Here is a 16,808-nt window from a genome sequence, read left to right as displayed (position 1 = left end):
TGGGCTTACACCATGATCGAGTCAAACAGGCCGTGGCTTGCGAGCGAGGCAGGGCCGCTGCGCAGAGTCACGATAAAGGCGTTGCCGTCCACATCGCCTTGCGGCGTGCGCAGGCTCAGGCGCTGATAGCTGATGGAGGCATCGTAGCGCTGGCAGAGCTCGCGGCAGATATACAGTCCAAGGCCGCTGGAGCGGCTCTGGGAGGAGAAGAAGGGCTCGAACAGATGGCGCTCGACGCTGGAATCCAGCGGTGCCCCGTCACTCCAGACCATGAACCAGCAGATGTCGTCCTGCGGCGCGAGACCCTGGGGCTGGCCGTTCAAAGGCCCATGGCCGCTGATCAGCTGCAGACCCGTCTCATGGCCGGCGTTGCTGCGGTGGCGCTGGGCATTGTCCAGCAGGTTGATCAGTACGCGGCGCAGATGCTCTTCATCAAACAGGATATGGCGGGCCGTGGCATTGAGCCGCAGCAATAGCTGGCGGGATGGCGTGGCCTGCATGCGCCATTCATGGCTGATCTGGGCCAGCAGATTGTCCAGCGGCAGCGACTGACCCTGGTGGGTTTCCGAGTCCTGTTGCACGCGCGCCAGATTGAGGATCTCTTCGGCAATGCGGGCCAGCCGGTCGGCATTCTGGCCCACGATGCGGCATAGCTGCTGGGGGCCGGGCTGGCTGCTCAGGTCTTCGGCCAGCAGCGCGTTGGCCTGGGTGATGGCGGCCAGAGGGTTGCGTATCTCATGCGCCACGGCCGCCGACATGCGGCCCATGGAGGCCAGCTTTTCGGTGCGCAGCTGCGCCTCCATCTCGCGCAGGTCGTGCAGAAACATGACGCAAAGCGAGTGGCTGGCCTGCGCCTGCGGGCCCTCGTCCAGGTAGGGTGCCGAAACCTCGGTGATGCGGGTGCGCACATGGATGCCCGTGGCGCCGTGGCGCTCATGGGCCTGCAGATGGATGGTGGCGGACAGCGGGCGGGCATGGGCGAAGCTGGCCTGTGTCGCATGCGCCAGCGGCTCCCACCAGCTGTGGGCCTGCAGGGAAAAAGGCTGAGGGTGATCCATGGCCAGGCCCAGCAGCTGCAGCGCGGCAGGATTGGCCTGCAGCACCTGCAGGCTGGAATCGACCACCAGCACCCCGTCGGAGAAGTGGTTGATCACCAGGCTGTTGACCTGCTCCTGGGTCTGGGTGCGCAGGCGGTCGAACAAGGCCTGGGAGCGCTCGCGCCGGACACGCTTGGCCAGTTCGTGCGTGAGGTAGGCCACGCAGAAGTAGCCGGCACAGGAAAAAGCCGCCTGGTAATAGGACTGGGCGCCATCGTTGAGGCCGCCATGGTATTGCCAGAAGGTGTAGGCCAGCGTCAGCAGCGTGATGCCGGCCGTGGCGCCAAAGGCCAGCATCAGCCCGCCCAGTGCCGAGGAGATCAGGACGGGAATGGCCAGCAGCGCCGTGTAGTTGAGCGAGCCGACCTGAAAGATCTGCAGCAGAAAGATCACCGCGATGTCGACACCGATCACGGGCAGCCATTGCAGGGCTGCGCGAGGTGCTGGCAAATGCCGTGCTGCAGCCAGACGCAGCACCACGGTGAGTGCCAGATAGGTGAAACAGATCAGCCAGGCCAGGGGCGAGCTGATGTTCTGCAGCTGCAGGTTCAGCGTCTGAAGCAGGATGAGGGCCAGCGCCAGCAGCACGCGGCCGCTGAGGAAGGCCTGCCACAGGCGCACAAACGGGGCGTTGAGGCTGGCGTCCGCGCGCCGGCTGATGGCCGCATCCAGCGGAATGGCGGTGTGCTGCCAGGGTGAGGTGGAGTTCACCATGGGATCAGTGGCTGCCGGGTTCTTGCTGGGCCAGGCGGCGATGTTCCGTGCTGCAGAAGCTCTGGCCCGAGGCATCGCTTACGGCATCTGCCTGCGGCAGGTGCAGGCCGCAGTGTGCGCAGGCCACCATGGTCTGAGCTTGCGGGAGAGTGGTGGCCGTCCGGGTGGGCTCTGCCGCTTCGGCGCGGCGCTTGCTGCGCCAGATGCCGACTGCCACCACCACGACCAGCAGGACCAGCAAATACTTCATGCCGCGCGCTCCAGCAGGACTTCAATCACAAAGCGCGAGCCGACATAGGCCAGCAGCAGAAAGATGGCGCCGATATAGAGAACGCGCACGGCGCTCTGGCCGCGCCAGCCAAATCGCTTGCGCCCGAACAGCAGCACGGCGAAAGCCAGCCAAGACAGCAGCGAGAAAACGGATTTGTGATTCCACACCCAGGCCTTGCCGTAGAGCTGCTCGCCAAACAGCCAGCCTGCGGCCAGCGTGGCGGTCAGCAGCACAAAGCCGGCACCGACAAAGCGGAAGGTCAGCCGCTCCAGGGTCAGCAGCGGCAGTCCGCTGTCATGGTCCCCGCCCTGGCGCATCTGCCGCTCGGCATGGCTCATCAGCGCCCCGTGCACGACGGCTGCGGCAAACAGGCCGTAGGAAGCAATGCCCAGGGCCAGATGCAGCGGCAGCCAGGCCGAGGCGTTGACATGCAGCGGAGTGCCGGGAAACACCACGGCCAGAAGCACGGCCACACTTCCGAGGATGGACAGCGGCCAGCGTGAGCGCAGCTGCGGGTACAGCTGCTGCTCGACCACATAGACGGTCAGCACCAGCCAGGCGGTGATCGAGAGTGCGGGTGCGAAGCCGAAGCGCGGCTGCTCGCCCAGCAGGCCCCAGCCCAGCAGCAGGGCATGCAGGGCCCAGGCCAGGCGCAGGCAGTGGCGGGCGCCGGTTTCTTGCAGATGCCGGCTGGCAAGTGCAGGGATGGCATAGGCAATGGCTGCTGCCAGGGCCAGAATCCAGCCAACGGGGCCAGCTGCAGTGAGCGGTTGGGAAAGCATGCTTTCTATGATAGTGCCGCGGGCCTGCACTCATGCTTTGCAGGATGCTGCCATGCGTCAAATTTGCACATAAAGCGCAGCCGAAGCCGCTTGCGACCCGGGTTTGAGCGCCTGCACAGCCGCCGAACCCCATTTCCAAGGGCTTTCGCCTGGCGGCCGGGAGCCGGGCTGGCGCAATCTCCCGCGATGCCCAAGGTCTTGCAGGGCGCTCCGGATCGCTCTCTTGCGGGCCAGCCCGCCTCTGGGCAGGGGCTGCGCTGGCTTTGCGCGCCCGGGGCATGCCACGGCAAGTCTGCAGGGCATCGTTCATGAAGGGCAGCGGGTAAAATGCGGGTTCATGCCGCTTCGTCCCGCCCGTCTGGGTCCCGCCAGGCTCGGCCTGCAAGCTGCCCGGAGATGCGTGCTGCGCTCGCTCACGACTCCCGTCCATCCATAACTTTCGAATGCTTTTTGCTTATGGCCTCCGCACTCACCGATAAACTCTCGCGCCTTGTCAAGGAGATGCGCGGCCAGGCCCGCATCACCGAATCCAACGTCCAGGACATGCTGCGCGAAGTGCGCATGGCCTTGCTGGAGGCCGACGTGGCCCTGCCCGTGGTGCGCGACTTCATCGCCCGCGTCAAGGAAAAGGCGCTGGGCCAGGAGGTCATCAGCTCGCTGCAGCCCGGCCAGGTGCTGGTGTCCATCGTCAACAAGGAGTTGGCGGCGACCATGGGCGAAGGCGTGGCCGACATCAACCTCAATGCCCAGCCGCCCGCCGTCATTCTGATGGCCGGCCTGCAGGGTGCGGGCAAGACCACCACCACGGCCAAGCTGGCCAAGCATCTGATCGAGAAGCGCAAGAAAAAGGTGCTCACGGTCTCGGGTGACGTGTATCGCCCTGCGGCCATCGAGCAGCTCAAGACCGTCACGGCCCAGGCCGGAGCCGAGTGGTTTCCTTCCACGCCCGACCAGAAGCCCCACGATATCGCCGTGGCTGCGATCGACTACGCCAAAAAGCATTTCTTCGATGTGCTGCTGGTGGATACGGCCGGCCGTCTGGCCATCGATGAGTTGCTGATGGCCGAAATCAAGGATTTGCACGCCACGCTCAAGCCCGTCGAAACCCTGTTCGTGGTCGATGCCATGCAGGGCCAGGATGCGGTCAACACCGCCAAGGCCTTCAAGGAAGCGCTGCCGCTGACCGGTATCGTGCTGACCAAGCTCGACGGCGATTCGCGCGGCGGTGCGGCGCTGTCGGTGCGCCAGATCACGGGCGCGCCCATCAAGTTCGCCGGTGTCTCGGAAAAGATCGACGGCCTGGAAGTCTTTGACGCCGACCGCCACGCACAGCGCGTGCTGGGCATGGGCGACATCGTGGCCCTGGTCGAGCAGGTCACCAAGGGCGTGGACATGGAAGCTGCGCAGAAGATGGCCGAGAAGCTCAAGAGCGGCGACGGCTTCGACCTCAACGACTTTCTGGCGCAGCTGCAGCAGATGAAGCAGATGGGCGGTCTCTCGACCCTGATGGACAAGCTGCCCGCAGAGCTGGCCGGCAAGGCCGGTCAGGTCGATATGGACAAGGCCGAGCGCGAGATCAAGCGCAAGGAAGGCATCATCTGCTCCATGACGCTCAAGGAGCGCAAAAAGCCTGAAATCATCAAGGCCACGCGCAAGAAGCGTATCGCCGACGGCGCCGGCGTCCAGGTCCAGGAGGTCAATCGCCTGCTCAAGGAGTTCGAGCAGATGCAGACCATGATGAAGAAGTTCAAAGGCGGCGGCCTGATGAAGATGATGAAGAAGATGGGCGGCATGAAGGGTATGAAGGGCATGATGGGCGGCGGCATGCCCAAGCTGCCGTTCTGATATTTGATCCCCCTGAGCCGCTGCGCGGCTTCCTCTGACCGGGCGCCCCCAAAGGGGACAACAGCCTCTCTGCGAGGCGGCGCGGCCGGCATAGGCGCTTGCTCGCTGTCCCTGAGTTGGGTGTGCTTGATTTGAGATCAGCGATCTATAAAAAGTGAGCTGCTTGCGCTTGTGATTTATGGGTTTAGATGAAAAATGCATCTGAATCAAAGGCATGACAAGCGAGAGCAGCTCACTTTTTTGTAAAGAAGCGCGGTAATTGTGGGTAGAAGGTGGCTGTATGGGCGGCTTTCTGAGAACATGCCTTTCCATGAAGCTACAAGACAGGACTTTCGGGGAGGCGGGTCAGCGGCAAGCTCTGCCTCAATGTCTGGAGCGCCGCGGCGCGCTGCTGCTTGCGGGCTCGCTGCTGGCGCTGCTGGCAGGCTGCTCCACCACCCGGGACAAACCACGGCCTGCCGCGCAAGGCGGCTCATCGGTGCGCCCTCTCAATGCGCTCAGCCTGGATGCAGAGCTGCGCGAGTCCCTGCTGGCGCGCACCATGCTGGTGGTCAACACGCCCTACACCTACGGAGGCAACTCCCCTGAGGGCGGTTTTGACTGCAGCGGCCTGATTCAGTGGGCCGTTGGCGGCATCACGGAAACCCGTCTGCCCCGCACCACATCGCAATGGGCACAGGCCAGCAATCCGGTGGAAGGGCGCGATCTGATGCGCGGCGACTTCGTGTTCTTCAACACCCTGGGCGGGCGCTACTCCCATATGGGCATTTTTGTCGGCAACGGACAGTTTGTGCACGCGCCGTCCAGCGGCGGGACGGTGCAGCGGGTGCGCATGGACAATGTGTACTTCGCCAAGCGATTCACCGAAGCGCGCAGCATCTTTGCCTGAGCGGCGCGCGGCGGATGCGAAAAGGGACTGCCTGGCAGTCCCTTTTTTTCAGCGTTGTCTGCCTATGCCGCGGGCGCTGCAGTCCCATCGCCGCTCAGGGGCAGATTCCAGCACATCGCATGCCAGGGGTGCTGCTCCTGCGTCACCCATTGGGCCACCTCTTCGCTCGTGAAGGCCTTGCCCAGCACATCGCTGCGGCCTTGCGCCAGCCATTGGCTGCGGCCCTGGGCATAGGCCTGGCCGAAGGCCAGCCAGCTGTCGAAGCATTGCTGGGCGCGCTGGGCATTGAGCTGCAGGATGTCCCAGTGCAGGGCTTCGTCCACCCAGTCCAGCAGCCTGGCGCTGCGCACAAAAAAGGTCACGCGCGCGCAGGCAAACGCCATGGCGGCGCGCGCATCGTCGCTGCGCTGCAGGCGCTGCAGATCCAGCATGAACCAGCGCTGGCGCATGGCATCGGGCAGCTGCTGGCGCACCTGTTCGTCGCTGAGGTCGGTGCGCAGGCCCAGGTGGTGCAGGATCATGGGGCGCAGCTGTTTGGCCAGCGCATCGTCGGCGCCATGCAGATCGCTGGCAAAGCCACCCTGCATGGCGTGGTAGGCCATGGGGTGGGCCAGGGCCAGGGCCCAGTTGCGCTCCTGGCTGCCGGCCTGGTAGCTGATGAGGTCGCCGCGCTGCTTGGCCTCCTTGAGGCGCTTGAAGCCGCCGCGCAGCACCCAGAAAATCAGGGCCACGACAAGCAGGAGAATCGTCCATGCGTTCATGAGCGCACTCCCTGACGGCCGGGGCGCTTTCTGGCCATCAGCAAGGTCTGCTTCAGCGCGGCGGATTTGGGCATGCGCTCGATGACTTCGCTGTCCAGCGAGTCCTTGCGTGCAGCCACCATCCACTGCATCAGCGGCGACTGCAGATTGAGCTGCGGCAGCAGTGCGGGGTGCTGCTGCATCAGCCACAGCTGCTCGGCGTCGGTCTGCAGCTCCTGCACCGAGCACCAGGGCGCCAGCCCCGGATGGGACTTCAGCACCTCGGGCGGGCGGCGCACAATGCCCATGGACAGCGCGTCCTCGGGCACCTCGTCATTGAGCGGCAGATGGTTGAGCAAGGTCACCACATCGGGCATATAGCGCGCGATCGGAGGCCGGTTCTGCTTGCCCTTGATCTGCTCGATCTGCAGCTTGCCGTCCTTTTGCACATAGGCGTTGACGGTGATGCGCGGCTGGGCCGTGCCCGTGCGGTAGCTGAACAGCCGCATGCGCCCCGATTCCAGGCCCTCGGCGTAATGCTCGCCATAGCCGCCGCTGAAGGACTTGCGGTTGGCGAACTGGCCCACGCAGTGGCCCATCATCTGGCTCTCATAGGCCATTTCCTGGCGCACCTGCGCACTTGTGGCGTCGAACTCCACGAACGTGCCGTGCTGGCCGCGCAGCAGCCCGTGCACGGCGCCCGAGCTGTGCTCGACACGGCCGCTGCTCTGCTTTTTCTCGAAGGCCAGATGCTCCAGCGTCCAGCGCGCCAGCGCCTGAGGGCAGTTCACGCGCTGCAGCTTGCCTTCGAGCGAAGTGCCCTTGCGGGTGGAGAGAAACTCCACCAGTCGCGTCTCCAGCGCCAGCAGGGCTGCGCTGTCGGGCTGCACCCACCAGAGCTCGGGCAGCTCGAAGCCGGCCTGTCTGCGCTCCAGGCGCTCCAGCGCCCAGGCTGGCGGCTGCTGGCGGCCCGTCAGCTCCTGCAACTGCTGGATATCGCCAATGCGCAGCACGGCCGGCTCGTCGGCCTGCAGATTGCCCACCACATGGCGGTAGAAGTGATTGCCCAGCCAGGCCGCGACCTCGGCCGCGTCGCCGCGCGCGGCGCTGCGTTCCTTGATGCGCTGCTTGATGGCCGGCGCGTTGACCACATCGCGCGCCTTGTAGGCGCTGGCGGCAGCGGTTTTCTCTATGACCTGATTCACCAGAATTTCCACCATGGCTTGCGACCCGCTGCTGCAGCTCCGGCCTGGGCATCGCGCTCGGCCAGCTTGCGCTCGGCACGCTCGATGCCGGACTGCGACATGCGCCGCTCGTCTTCGTCGTCGTCCTGGTCCAGATAGCTGTTGGCCTGCTTGTGCAGCGCCACGGACTCTTCCAGAAGCTCGGGATAGGCTTCCAGCGCACAGGCCAGGCGGCGCAGCGGATAGCAGTCCTGCAGCGCAACGATCTCCTGCTGATGTGTGCGCAGACGCGGCAGCACCAGCTCGGGGCGCGTGCTCGAGAAAAAGTCCAGCATGGACATCAGGGACGCCAGGTAGTTACGGCGCACCCCGCGCTGCTCGTCCTCGTCGAGGTCGTGGAACCACTGGTCCAGACGCTCCATCCAGATGCTGATCTCGTCGTCGCGGTCGAGCTTGTAGAGCGACAGTGCGACGGTGGAGAAATAGCGCGTGGGCTCATGACGGCTGTAGCCATGCTCCTGGGCGAAATGCCACAGGCGCTCGGCCTCGACCACGGTCTGCGCGTCGTCGTCTTTGCCCACGGCACACCACAGCAGGCCGTTGTGGTGCTCGGCAAACGGGCTGCTGCCCAGCCCCTTGTGGTGCAGCTCGGCGGCCTCGTCGTAGCGGTCCATGAAGCGGTACTTGATGGCCAGGTTGTTGCACAGCATGGAGTAGACATGCAGGTCGGCGTCCTTGAAGCGGCCCTGGCCGCTGGTCCAGAAGTGCTCGAAGCGGGCCAGGCCCTGCTCGTAGTAGCGCACCACCAGAGGCTCGCGCACCTCCTGTGCCGGCACCTTCTTCTTGCCGCCCATCAGCGGCGCCAGATCGTCGGCATCGTCCAGGACCACGCCGGCGGCATAGCACCAGTGCGCGCCATGGGCGTCGGGGAAGGGCCTGGCCAGCGCTTCTTCCAGCGGCAGTGCGGCAAAGCGCGCCGCCCAGAGCGTGGGCAGCTTGTCGCTGTCGGCCATCTCGGGATGCTGGCCCACGCCGATTTCCAGCAGCGGCAGGGCCTGTTCCATCTGGCGCTTGCGTGCCAGACGCAGGCCGTCGAGCAAGGCCAGCACCGGATGGGCTGGCTGGGCCGCACGCACCATGTTCAGATAGAAATCCGCCGGGTGCAGCGGCATCTCCTCCTGCGCGAGCAGCTGGCGCATGTCCTCGTCGGCCTGGGCGATGGCCAGAACCAGGGCCCAGGTGATGGCGTTGGCCGGGTCGTTGCTGAACTGCTTCTTGGCCAGCTCGAAGGCGGCGACGGCCGAGACGGGACGCGCGTGAAGCACGCTCTCCAGCGCCAGATCGGCGGCTTGCTTCAAGCGGCCGGTCTGCTCCAGCCAGCCCAGCCAGGAGGCGGTGAAGGGATCGCCCGAATCATCCGTCAGGCCAAAGTGTCCCTGAGGGGCCAGCTGCAGGGCCGCTTCCAGCTGACCGGCCTGCGCGCAGGCCTGGGCCTGCAGCCGCAGGATCTTGACCTGGCGATGTGCCTTGACGGCCTGCGAAGGCGGGGGATTTTCCAGGACGCCGAGCTGCTGCTCGCAGGCCATGAGCAAGGCCGGCAGGCTTTGCGGAGCCAGCGGCAGCACATGATCGGCCAGCGTCATCCAGCGATCAAAGTCCACCTGCTGGTCGGGGGCGGCATCGCGCAGCAGGTTGATGGCGTTCTGCACCAGGCTGGCAGCCTCGCTGACGTGGCCGCCTTTGTGGGCCATTTCCGCCTTGCGAACGCAGACGATGGCATCGAGGTAGGCCGCATCTTCGGCCAGATCGGGATTGCGGCGCTCCTGGCCGCGTTGCAGCTCAAGCCCGGTGGCTGCTGCATCCCAGGCCTGCAGCTCCGAGGCCATCCAGTGCCAGCCATGCCAGTAGTTGTCGCTGTCCACGGCTTCGGGCAGTCGGGCAATGGCCAGCGCTGCCGATCCCAGCAGGGCGCGCGCGGAGGGCTGGTCAAAGCCCATGCGGCTCTGGATGTCGCTGAGGTTCAGGCGCAGCATTGCTTCGGCAGGAATCAGCTCGTCGGCGCCGGAAAGGACGGCAGCGCGATGCTGCTGCAGCAAGCTGTTGGCCGCTTCGGGCTGATCAAGGTACAGCCAGAAGTCGTGCACGCGCTCGAGCTCCTGCACGGTGGCCGGGGCAAAGTTCTGCTGACCCATCAATTCCACCGCCGCCGCGATGCGGTCCTGACGGCTGATGCTGCCGGGCTTGTCGTCGTTGTAGTCGTTCAGTAGCTCATGGGCTTGATCCAGCAGGGCGTAGATGGCGTCGCCTTGCAGTGCAGCAGTTTGGTTCATGGTGTACAGAGTTCAATCCGAGGCAGCTTGGCCCCAATAGGCCACCATCCTAGCTGCGGATTGCAAGGGCGTGTGCCATCCGGCAAGGCATGACTATTTGTTACAAAATTTATAGCCAGTCATGAAAAAAGCCTGCGCGGCATGGCCGGCAGGCTTTTGGTAGATGAGGCCAGGGAATGTCGGGCCATCAATCCTTGAGCAGCACTTCGCCGCGCAAGGTGTAAGCCTTGGCTTCGGTAATCTTCACATCCACCATCTGGCCGATCAGGCGTGCGTTGCCGGGGAAGTTGACCACGCGGTTGCAATAGGTGCGGCCCATCAGTTCGCTGCCGTCACGCTTGCTCACGCCCTCGATCAGCAGGCGCTGCACGGTGCCGACACGCTCCTCGCTGATCTCCTTGATGTGGCTGTTGATCACGGCCTGCAGCTCCTGCAGGCGGCGCAGCTTGACCTCGTGCGGCGTGTCGTCGTGCAGATTGGCCGCAGGCGTGCCGGGGCGGGGGCTGAAGATGAAGCTGAACGAGTTGTCGAAGCGCACATCGTGGATGAGCTTCATCATCTTCTGGAAGTCTTCCTCGGTCTCGCCGGGAAAGCCCACGATGAAGTCGCTGCTCATGGCCAGATCGGGACGGATGGCACGCAGCTTGCGGATGGTGCTCTTGTATTCCATGGCCGTGTAGCCGCGTTTCATGGCCATGAGAATCTTGTCGCTGCCATGCTGCACGGGCAGGTGCAGGTGGCTGACCAGCTGCGGAATCCTGGCGTAGGCCTCGATCAGGCGCGGCGTGAATTCGTTGGGATGGCTGGTGGTGTAGCGGATGCGCTCGATGCCGGGAATCTCGGCCACGTATTCCAGCAGCAGGGCGAAGTCGGCCATCTCGCTGGTGTCGCCCATCTTGCCCAGGTAGGCGTTGACGTTCTGGCCCAGCAGCGTGATTTCCTTCACGCCCTGCTCGGCCAGGCCCGCGACTTCCACCAGCACGTCCTCGAACGGGCGGCTGACTTCCTCGCCGCGCGTATAGGGCACGACGCAGTAGCTGCAGTACTTGGAGCAGCCTTCCATGATGGAGACAAAGGCCGAAGCGCCTTCCACGCGTGCCGGTGGCAGGTGGTCGAACTTCTCGATTTCGGGAAAGGAGATATCGACCTGGGGCTTGGCCTTGGCTGCACGCTGATTGAGCAACTCGGGCAGGCGGTGCAGGGTCTGGGGGCCGAAGACCACGTCCACGAATGGAGCACGTTTGATGATCTCGGCGCCTTCCTGGCTGGCCACGCAGCCGCCCACGCCGATCAGCACGCCTTTTTCCTTGAGATGGCGGATGCGGCCCAGATCGCTGAACACTTTTTCCTGGGCCTTCTCGCGCACCGAGCAGGTGTTGAACAGGATCAGATCGGCCTCGTCCACGTTCTGCGTGGGCTCGTAACCCTGGGCCGCACCCAGCACATCGGCCATCTTGTCCGAGTCGTACTCGTTCATCTGGCAGCCAAAGGTTTTGATAAAGACTTTCTTGCTCATGGGGCGCTCTTGTCAGGTGGGCCTGCAGTGTCTGCAAGCACAAAGTGATAGCGGCTGGCGCCTGCCATCACTGGGTTTCAATGGGTAAATGAATTGAGGTGCTTGCAGAAAAAGCGCAAGCAGCTCTTTAAACAATAGCGGTCGGCGCGGGCCGAACTCAGCTGCCGAAAACGCGCTGCAGCAGGGTGCGCGGCTGAATCGGCTTGTATTTCTCGATCTCGGCAGGGGTCAGAATCCAGGCCGTGTGCAGACCCTGGGTCTGTGGCTCGATCACGTAGCCCACCAGCATCTTCTGGCCTGCATAGTTGCTGGCAAACACAATGCTGCGCTCGCGGCTGAACAGGCGAAAGCCCGGCGTGGTGCGGATCGCCGTGCCGTTGATGGCCACTTCGGGGAAGTTGGTCACCGTCAGCTCGCCGAACTGGGCCGTCGGCGGGAAGTTGCGCGTCTCGTCCGAGGGCAGGCCCTGGGCCAGGGCCGGCAGGGCGGCGCCGGCGACGGCTGCCAGCAGCGCGCAGGCCGCGCAGCGGCGGCTGATGAGGTCGGTGGTGCAGCGGTTCATGGTGTATATCCAGGGGCTGATCGTGGGGCGGTCAGAGCTGGAGTCATGGCCGCAATGCCGTGATTCTAGAGGCTGGCGCTTGGCAGCAGGGCTTGCTCAGGCTTTGCCGCCCGCAGCATAGAGCACGGCCCGCGGCGGGCGGCACAGCCCCCAGAAGCGCAGGCCGGTCAGTTCCGCCATGCGCACGCCCATGTCCGTGGGGGCCGAAATCGTGGCCAGTGCGGCGATGCCGACCTTGGCGCATTTGCGCACCAGCTCATGGCTGCCGCGGCTTGACAGCAGTACAAAGCCGGGCTCGCCGAGGCGGCCCGTGCGCGACAGCCGGCCGACCAGCTTGTCCAGCGCATTGTGGCGGCCCACGTCTTCCAGCACGTCCGTGATGTCGCCCGCCAGCGTAGCCCAGCCTGCGGCATGGATGGCGCCGGCCTCGGCATTCAGGATCTGGTGCGGGGCCAGGGCGCCGATCGCCTTGAGCACGGTGGCGGCGTCGACCTGCTCCAGCCAGTCCTGGGGCGGCAGGGCCTCAAACGACAGATCCAGCGCCGCAAAGCTCTCCACTCCGCAGACGCCGCAGCCCGTGCGGCCCGTCATGCTGCGGCGCCTGTCCTTGAGTCGCGCAAAGCAGCGCGAGGCGATGTCGAGCTGCACTTCCATGCCGTCCATGCCTTCGGGCAGGCCGGCCGCGGCGGCAGATATGGCGCGGGCTTCGATGCCGTAGCAGTCTGCAGCGCTGTCGATGATGCCTTCGGTCAGCGCAAAGCCGAGGGCAAAGTCTTCCACATCGGTGGGCGAGCCCATCATCACCGCATGCGAGATGCCGTTGAAGACCAGTGCGATCGGCACCTCGGCCGCCAGCACACGTTCCTGCCGCTCCTGCTGCCCGGCGTTGAAGAAGCGCACGGCACGGGTGTGCAGCGGTGCGATCGGCTGGGCCGGGATGGGGCAGGAGGACTCGGTCATGGGCTGATGATAGTCAGCAGGCGCATCCCTTGCCGGCAAGGGGCGGATGCGCTGCGCTCAGTCCAGCAGCGCCATGCCCTTGATCTGGGCAAACACCGGCATGCCGGTCTGCAGCTGCAAGGCCCGGGCCGAGTGCTGGGTGATTCTGGCCAGCAGCCGCGTGCCGCCCGCCTGCAGCGAGACCATGACCTGGCCCGGCCCGTCCTCGCGCAGGTCCAGCACCTGCACCGGCAGGATATTGAGAATGCTGCTGCCTTCGGGCCTGAGCAGACTGAGGCTGACATCGCGCGCCTGCACGCGCAGCGGCACCGTGCTGCCGGGCTCGCGCGGGCGGGCCATGACGAGTTGCAGCCGGCCTCCGTCAAAGACCAGGGTGCTCAGATGATCGGCGGCGTCATGGTCGTGCACCGTGGCATGCACCACGCTGGAGGCCACGTCGCCATGGGCCAGTGGCAGATCGAGGCTGGACAGCAGCTCGGTGACGGAGCCCTGCGCCAGCACCTTGCCCGCACCGAGCAGCACCATGTGCTGGGCCAGGCGTGCGACCTCGTCCATGGAGTGGCTGACGTAGATGACGGGAATCTGCAGATGACGCTGCAGCTGCTCCAGATAGGGCAGGACTTCGGCCTTGCGCTGGGCGTCGAGCGCAGCCAGCGGTTCGTCCATGAGCAGCACTTCGGGGCTGGTGGCCAGCGCTCTTGCAATCGCCACGCGCTGGCGCTCGCCGCCCGAGAGCGTGGCGGGCATGCGCTCCATCAGATGGGCAATGCCCAGAAGTTCGACGGCTCTTTCCCTGGAGACCTTGCGGCGTTCCTGCGGCGTGCGCCTGAGACCGTAATCGATATTGCGCCGCACCGACAGATGCGGGAACAGGCTGGCCTCCTGGAACACATAGCCGAGCGCGCGCTGGTGCGTGGGCAGCCATTGCCGGCCGGCATCGTCCTGCCATACGGTCTGATTGACGGTGACGCGGCCTTGCGCGCGCTCCAGTCCGGCCAGGCTGCGCAGGCAGGTGGTCTTGCCGCAGCCCGAGGGGCCGAACAATGCCGTCACCCCGTGGCCGGGAAGCTGCAGATCCACATCGAGTGCAAAGTCCGGCCGGGTCAGCTTGAGCTGGGCAGTGATGAAGTGGGCAGCGGTCATGCGCGGCGCTCCGCTTTGGGTTGCAACCAGTTCAGGGCCAGCAGCACGATGAAGGAGAACACCACCATGCCGGCTGCCAGCAGATGGGCGTGGCCGTATTCCATGGCTTCCACATGGTCGTAAATCTGTACCGAGACCACGCGCGTGACGCCGGGGATATTGCCGCCCAGCATCAGCACCACGCCGAACTCGCCCACGGTGTGGGCAAAGGTCAGCACGGCAGCGGTGATGAAGCCGGGCCGCGCCAGCGGCAGGGCCACGGTCAGAAAGCGGTCCAGCGGACTGGCGCCCAGGCTGGCCGCCGCCTCCATGGGGCGCGGTCCCAGGGCTTCGAACGCGCGCTGCAGAGGTTGCACGGTGAATGGCATGGAGTAGATCAGCGAGCCCACCACCAGGCCGGCAAAGGTGAACGGCAGATTGCCCAGGCCCATGGCCTGCGTGAGCTTGCCTATGGGCCCGTTGGGGCCCATGGTGACCAGCAGATAGAACCCGATGACGGTGGGCGGCAGCACCAGCGGCAGCGCCACGACTGCACCAATCGGGCCGCGCCAGCGCGAACGGGTATGGGCCAGCCACCAGGCCAGCGGCGTGCACAGCAGCATGAGCAGCACGGTGGTCACGCCCGCAAGCTTGAGCGTGAGCCAGATGGCTGCGTAGTCTTCGGCATTCAGTTGCATGGAATCAAAAACAGGACTTGCGCAAACAAGGGGGCGCAACGGACATTTCCATCGACCCAGCGCCCTGACCGACCCGAATTTGCGCAGTCGTAAAAAAAGACCCCTGGAGCGCCCAGCTTAGCCGAGCAGTGCCAAGGGTAGAGCGGAACAGTTTGCGCTAAATCGGCTCTAGGTGGGTCAGCGTCAGAAGCTATAGCCGTAGGAGCGGATGATGTCGTGTGCCTTGGGGCTGCGCAGGTACTTCATCAGAGCCGTGGCGGCCTCGTTGTCCTTGGCGCCGTTGAGCACGATGGCGTCCTGGCGGATGGGTTCATGCATGTTGCCGGGCACCTGCCATGCCGAACCTTCGCGGATCTTGCCATTTTCCATGACCTGGGACAGGGCCACGAAACCCAGTTGCGCATTGCCGGTGGCTGCGAACTGATAGGTCTGGGCAATGTTCTCGCCCATCACCACCTTGGGCTGCACCTGTGCGCTCAGGCCGAGCTTGTTCAGCACTTCCATGGCCGCCGTGCCATAAGGCGCCAGCTTGGGGTTGGCGATCGCGATGTGCTTGTAGTCGCCGGTCTTGAGCACTTCGCCCTTGTCGTCCACATAACCGGCCTTGGGGCTCCACAGCACCAGTGTGCCGATGGCATAGGTAAAGCGCGAATCGGCCACGCCCTTGCCTTCCTTGGCCAGCTTCTCGGGCGTGGTGTCGTCGGCGGCCAGCAGAATGCCGAACGGCGCGCCGTTGTTGATCTGGGCGTAGAACTTGCCGGTGGCGCCAAAAGACAGCTCGGCCTTGTGGCCGGTGTCCTTTTCGAACTCGGTTGCAATCTTCTTCATGGGCGCGGTGAAGTTGGCCGCCACGGCGACCGTCACTTCGGCCGCCTGTGCCTGAGCCGACCACAGGCCCAGCACGGCCGAACTGGTCATGGTCGCGATCACGGCCGCAGAGCGAGCCAGCTGAAAGGAGAAACCGGTGGGGCGGGCAGTGATCTGAGTCATTGAGATTTCGCTATTCATTGTTGGAATAGCGAGTGTAGCGTGAATGAACAACTGAGGTCGAGCGAGGAAATTGGCTGTCAGGGCATGATGGGGGTCTATGTCTGACACAGAAAATCTCGAACAAGAACAACTGGATATGCCCGGCGACGAGGCCAGCCAGGGTGGCGCGCTATCGTCCGATTCGGTCTCCCAGGCGCTGGGCTACGACATGGCCGATCGCCGCATCGCCATCCTGCGTGGCATTGCGCACAGTGGCTCGATCTCCCAGGCCGCACGGGATGTGGGCGTGAGCTACAAGGCGGCCTGGCAGGCCATCGATACCCTGACCAATCTGGCCGGCGTGCCGCTGGTCGAGCGCAGCGTGGGCGGCGCCGGTGGCGGTGGTGCGCAGATCACGCCGGCGGGCGAGGAGCTGCTGCATGCTGCCGAGGCCATGATGCGCCTGCGCAGCGAATTGCTGCAGCGCATGCAGGCCGGCACGCCCGGTGGTGGCCAGCCCAATCTGGGCCTGATGACCAGCATGCGCAATCAGTGGCCCTGCAGCGTGCTCAAGGTCGAGTCAATAGGCGGGCAGATCCGTGTCTGGCTGCGGGCCGCAAGCGATGCGGGCTCGGACTGGACGATTGCCGCGCGCATCACGCCCGAAAGCTATGAGCTGCTGGGTCTGGCACCCGGCGTGCAGGTGCTGGCGCTGTGCAAGGCCACGGCGGTCAAGGTCTGGCTGGGGCAGGAGCGGCCCGCAGCGGCCTCGCAGCCCATCAATATCTGGCCGGCCGTGGTGCAGCGCGCGACCTATGGCGCAGCCACGGTGACCGAAGAAAGCCTGGCCAGCGACGAGGCCATCTGCCGCCTGGGCTGGGGCGCGCAGATCGTGGGCTTTGCGCCGGCCATGAGCGGGCTGGTGGCCAATGACCATGTCTGGCTGGAGGTGGCCGAGTCTGCGGTGGTGGTGGCGGTGGCATCCCACTGAACACGACTTGCGTCCCGTCGGGCCGGCTCTGGTGTCCGCCGATGGGCATGCCTCTTGTGCATGCAGGTCTGTGCAAGAGGGGTAAAAAAGGCCGCCGGTCCTTGTGGACGGGCGGCCCAAAGGGAGTGTTCGGGCAAC

The 16,808-nt window shown here is 65.0% G+C and carries 15 protein-coding genes; 3 read left to right on the top strand and 12 right to left on the bottom strand.

Annotated elements, in window-relative coordinates; genetic code table 11:
• Positions 1-5 precede the first annotated feature (5 nt).
• From O987_RS23505 to O987_RS23495, 3 genes are read right to left on the bottom strand one after another with little or no spacing between them, the layout of a single operon-like run.
• Entirely contained in the window at positions 6-1,811 is a 1,806-nt protein-coding gene (locus O987_RS23505) for a sensor histidine kinase (RefSeq protein ID WP_043375139.1), read from the bottom strand.
• Positions 1,812-1,815: 4 nt separating this feature from the next.
• A complete protein-coding gene (locus tag O987_RS23500; protein ID WP_003051384.1) occupies positions 1,816-2,061 on the bottom strand; it encodes a PP0621 family protein in 246 nt (81 codons plus the stop codon).
• Positions 2,058-2,864 (bottom strand): cytochrome C assembly family protein, encoded by an 807-nt coding sequence (locus tag O987_RS23495; RefSeq protein WP_043376905.1) that lies wholly within the window; start codon positions 2,862-2,864, stop codon positions 2,058-2,060. Before O987_RS23495 ends, O987_RS23500 begins: the two co-directional genes overlap by 4 nt.
• Before the next feature lie 456 nt (positions 2,865-3,320).
• Here O987_RS23495 and ffh point away from each other — a divergent pair, with 456 nt between their 5' ends.
• Both ffh and O987_RS23485 read left to right on the top strand, forming a co-directional pair.
• Entirely contained in the window at positions 3,321-4,709 is a 1,389-nt protein-coding gene (gene ffh, locus O987_RS23490; protein WP_003051390.1) for a signal recognition particle protein, read from the top strand.
• Positions 4,710-5,019: 310 nt separating this feature from the next.
• A complete protein-coding gene (locus O987_RS23485) occupies positions 5,020-5,598 on the top strand; it encodes a C40 family peptidase (protein ID WP_043375136.1) in 579 nt (192 codons plus the stop codon).
• A 62-nt stretch (positions 5,599-5,660) separates the two neighbouring features.
• On the opposite strand, the gene O987_RS23480 is transcribed toward O987_RS23485, so the two are convergent.
• The 9 genes from O987_RS23480 to modA form a co-directional block, all read right to left on the bottom strand.
• Positions 5,661-6,359, bottom strand: a complete 699-nt coding sequence (locus tag O987_RS23480) for a DUF1266 domain-containing protein (RefSeq protein WP_043375135.1) — start codon at positions 6,357-6,359, stop codon at positions 5,661-5,663.
• Positions 6,356-7,558 carry a hypothetical protein gene (locus tag O987_RS23475; RefSeq protein ID WP_043375133.1) on the bottom strand — a complete coding sequence of 401 codons (1,203 nt, stop codon included), beginning with the start codon at positions 7,556-7,558 and terminating at the stop codon, positions 6,356-6,358. The genes O987_RS23480 and O987_RS23475 overlap by 4 nt, the downstream gene beginning before the upstream one ends.
• Complete coding sequence (locus O987_RS23470) at positions 7,540-9,852, bottom strand: hypothetical protein (protein WP_043375131.1); 2,313 nt, start codon at positions 9,850-9,852, stop codon at positions 7,540-7,542. The genes O987_RS23475 and O987_RS23470 overlap by 19 nt, the downstream gene beginning before the upstream one ends.
• Before the next feature lie 187 nt (positions 9,853-10,039).
• Entirely contained in the window at positions 10,040-11,368 is a 1,329-nt protein-coding gene (miaB, locus tag O987_RS23465) for a tRNA (N6-isopentenyl adenosine(37)-C2)-methylthiotransferase MiaB (RefSeq protein ID WP_003051406.1), read from the bottom strand.
• Between the two features lie 157 nt (positions 11,369-11,525).
• The gene (locus O987_RS23460; protein WP_003051409.1) at positions 11,526-11,930 is read right to left on the bottom strand and encodes a hypothetical protein; all 405 of its coding nucleotides are present in this window, start codon (positions 11,928-11,930) and stop codon (positions 11,526-11,528) included.
• 96 nt (positions 11,931-12,026) lie between these two features.
• Positions 12,027-12,890, bottom strand: coding sequence for a formate dehydrogenase accessory sulfurtransferase FdhD (fdhD, locus tag O987_RS23455; protein WP_043375129.1), 864 nt, complete (start codon positions 12,888-12,890; stop codon positions 12,027-12,029).
• Positions 12,891-12,947: 57 nt separating this feature from the next.
• Complete coding sequence (gene modC / locus O987_RS23450; protein WP_003051414.1) at positions 12,948-14,033, bottom strand: molybdenum ABC transporter ATP-binding protein; 1,086 nt, start codon at positions 14,031-14,033, stop codon at positions 12,948-12,950.
• Positions 14,030-14,710, bottom strand: coding sequence for a molybdate ABC transporter permease subunit (gene modB / locus O987_RS23445; RefSeq protein ID WP_003051416.1), 681 nt, complete (start codon positions 14,708-14,710; stop codon positions 14,030-14,032). The genes modC and modB overlap by 4 nt, the downstream gene beginning before the upstream one ends.
• A 183-nt stretch (positions 14,711-14,893) precedes the next feature.
• Positions 14,894-15,700 carry a molybdate ABC transporter substrate-binding protein gene (modA, locus tag O987_RS23440; RefSeq protein ID WP_019043002.1) on the bottom strand — a complete coding sequence of 269 codons (807 nt, stop codon included), beginning with the start codon at positions 15,698-15,700 and terminating at the stop codon, positions 14,894-14,896.
• 97 nt (positions 15,701-15,797) lie between these two features.
• Between modA and O987_RS23435 the strand changes: the two genes are divergently transcribed.
• Complete coding sequence (locus O987_RS23435) at positions 15,798-16,670, top strand: TOBE domain-containing protein (RefSeq protein WP_043375126.1); 873 nt, start codon at positions 15,798-15,800, stop codon at positions 16,668-16,670.
• Positions 16,671-16,808: the final 138 nt, after the last annotated feature.

The sequence above is a fragment of the Comamonas testosteroni TK102 genome (assembly GCF_000739375.1).
GTDB classification, from domain to species: domain Bacteria; phylum Pseudomonadota; class Gammaproteobacteria; order Burkholderiales; family Burkholderiaceae_C; genus Comamonas; species Comamonas brasiliensis.
This window is presented reverse-complemented; position numbering and strand designations above follow the sequence as displayed.

Bases quoted from the DNA above. Each gene is read 5' to 3' on its own strand.
- O987_RS23505 (WP_043375139.1), bottom strand. From the start codon at position 1,811: ATGGTGAACTCCACCTCACCCTGGCAGCACACCGCCATTCCGCTGGAT.
- O987_RS23500 (WP_003051384.1), bottom strand. From the start codon at position 2,061: ATGAAGTATTTGCTGGTCCTGCTGGTCGTGGTGGTGGCAGTCGGCATC.
- O987_RS23495 (WP_043376905.1), bottom strand. From the start codon at position 2,864: ATGCTTTCCCAACCGCTCACTGCAGCTGGCCCCGTTGGCTGGATTCTG.
- ffh (WP_003051390.1), top strand. From the start codon at position 3,321: ATGGCCTCCGCACTCACCGATAAACTCTCGCGCCTTGTCAAGGAGATG.
- O987_RS23485 (WP_043375136.1), top strand. From the start codon at position 5,020: ATGAAGCTACAAGACAGGACTTTCGGGGAGGCGGGTCAGCGGCAAGCT.
- O987_RS23480 (WP_043375135.1), bottom strand. From the start codon at position 6,359: ATGAACGCATGGACGATTCTCCTGCTTGTCGTGGCCCTGATTTTCTGG.
- O987_RS23475 (WP_043375133.1), bottom strand. From the start codon at position 7,558: ATGGTGGAAATTCTGGTGAATCAGGTCATAGAGAAAACCGCTGCCGCC.
- O987_RS23470 (WP_043375131.1), bottom strand. From the start codon at position 9,852: ATGAACCAAACTGCTGCACTGCAAGGCGACGCCATCTACGCCCTGCTG.
- miaB (WP_003051406.1), bottom strand. From the start codon at position 11,368: ATGAGCAAGAAAGTCTTTATCAAAACCTTTGGCTGCCAGATGAACGAG.
- O987_RS23460 (WP_003051409.1), bottom strand. From the start codon at position 11,930: ATGAACCGCTGCACCACCGACCTCATCAGCCGCCGCTGCGCGGCCTGC.
- fdhD (WP_043375129.1), bottom strand. From the start codon at position 12,890: ATGACCGAGTCCTCCTGCCCCATCCCGGCCCAGCCGATCGCACCGCTG.
- modC (WP_003051414.1), bottom strand. From the start codon at position 14,033: ATGACCGCTGCCCACTTCATCACTGCCCAGCTCAAGCTGACCCGGCCG.
- modB (WP_003051416.1), bottom strand. From the start codon at position 14,710: ATGCAACTGAATGCCGAAGACTACGCAGCCATCTGGCTCACGCTCAAG.
- modA (WP_019043002.1), bottom strand. From the start codon at position 15,700: ATGACTCAGATCACTGCCCGCCCCACCGGTTTCTCCTTTCAGCTGGCT.
- O987_RS23435 (WP_043375126.1), top strand. From the start codon at position 15,798: ATGTCTGACACAGAAAATCTCGAACAAGAACAACTGGATATGCCCGGC.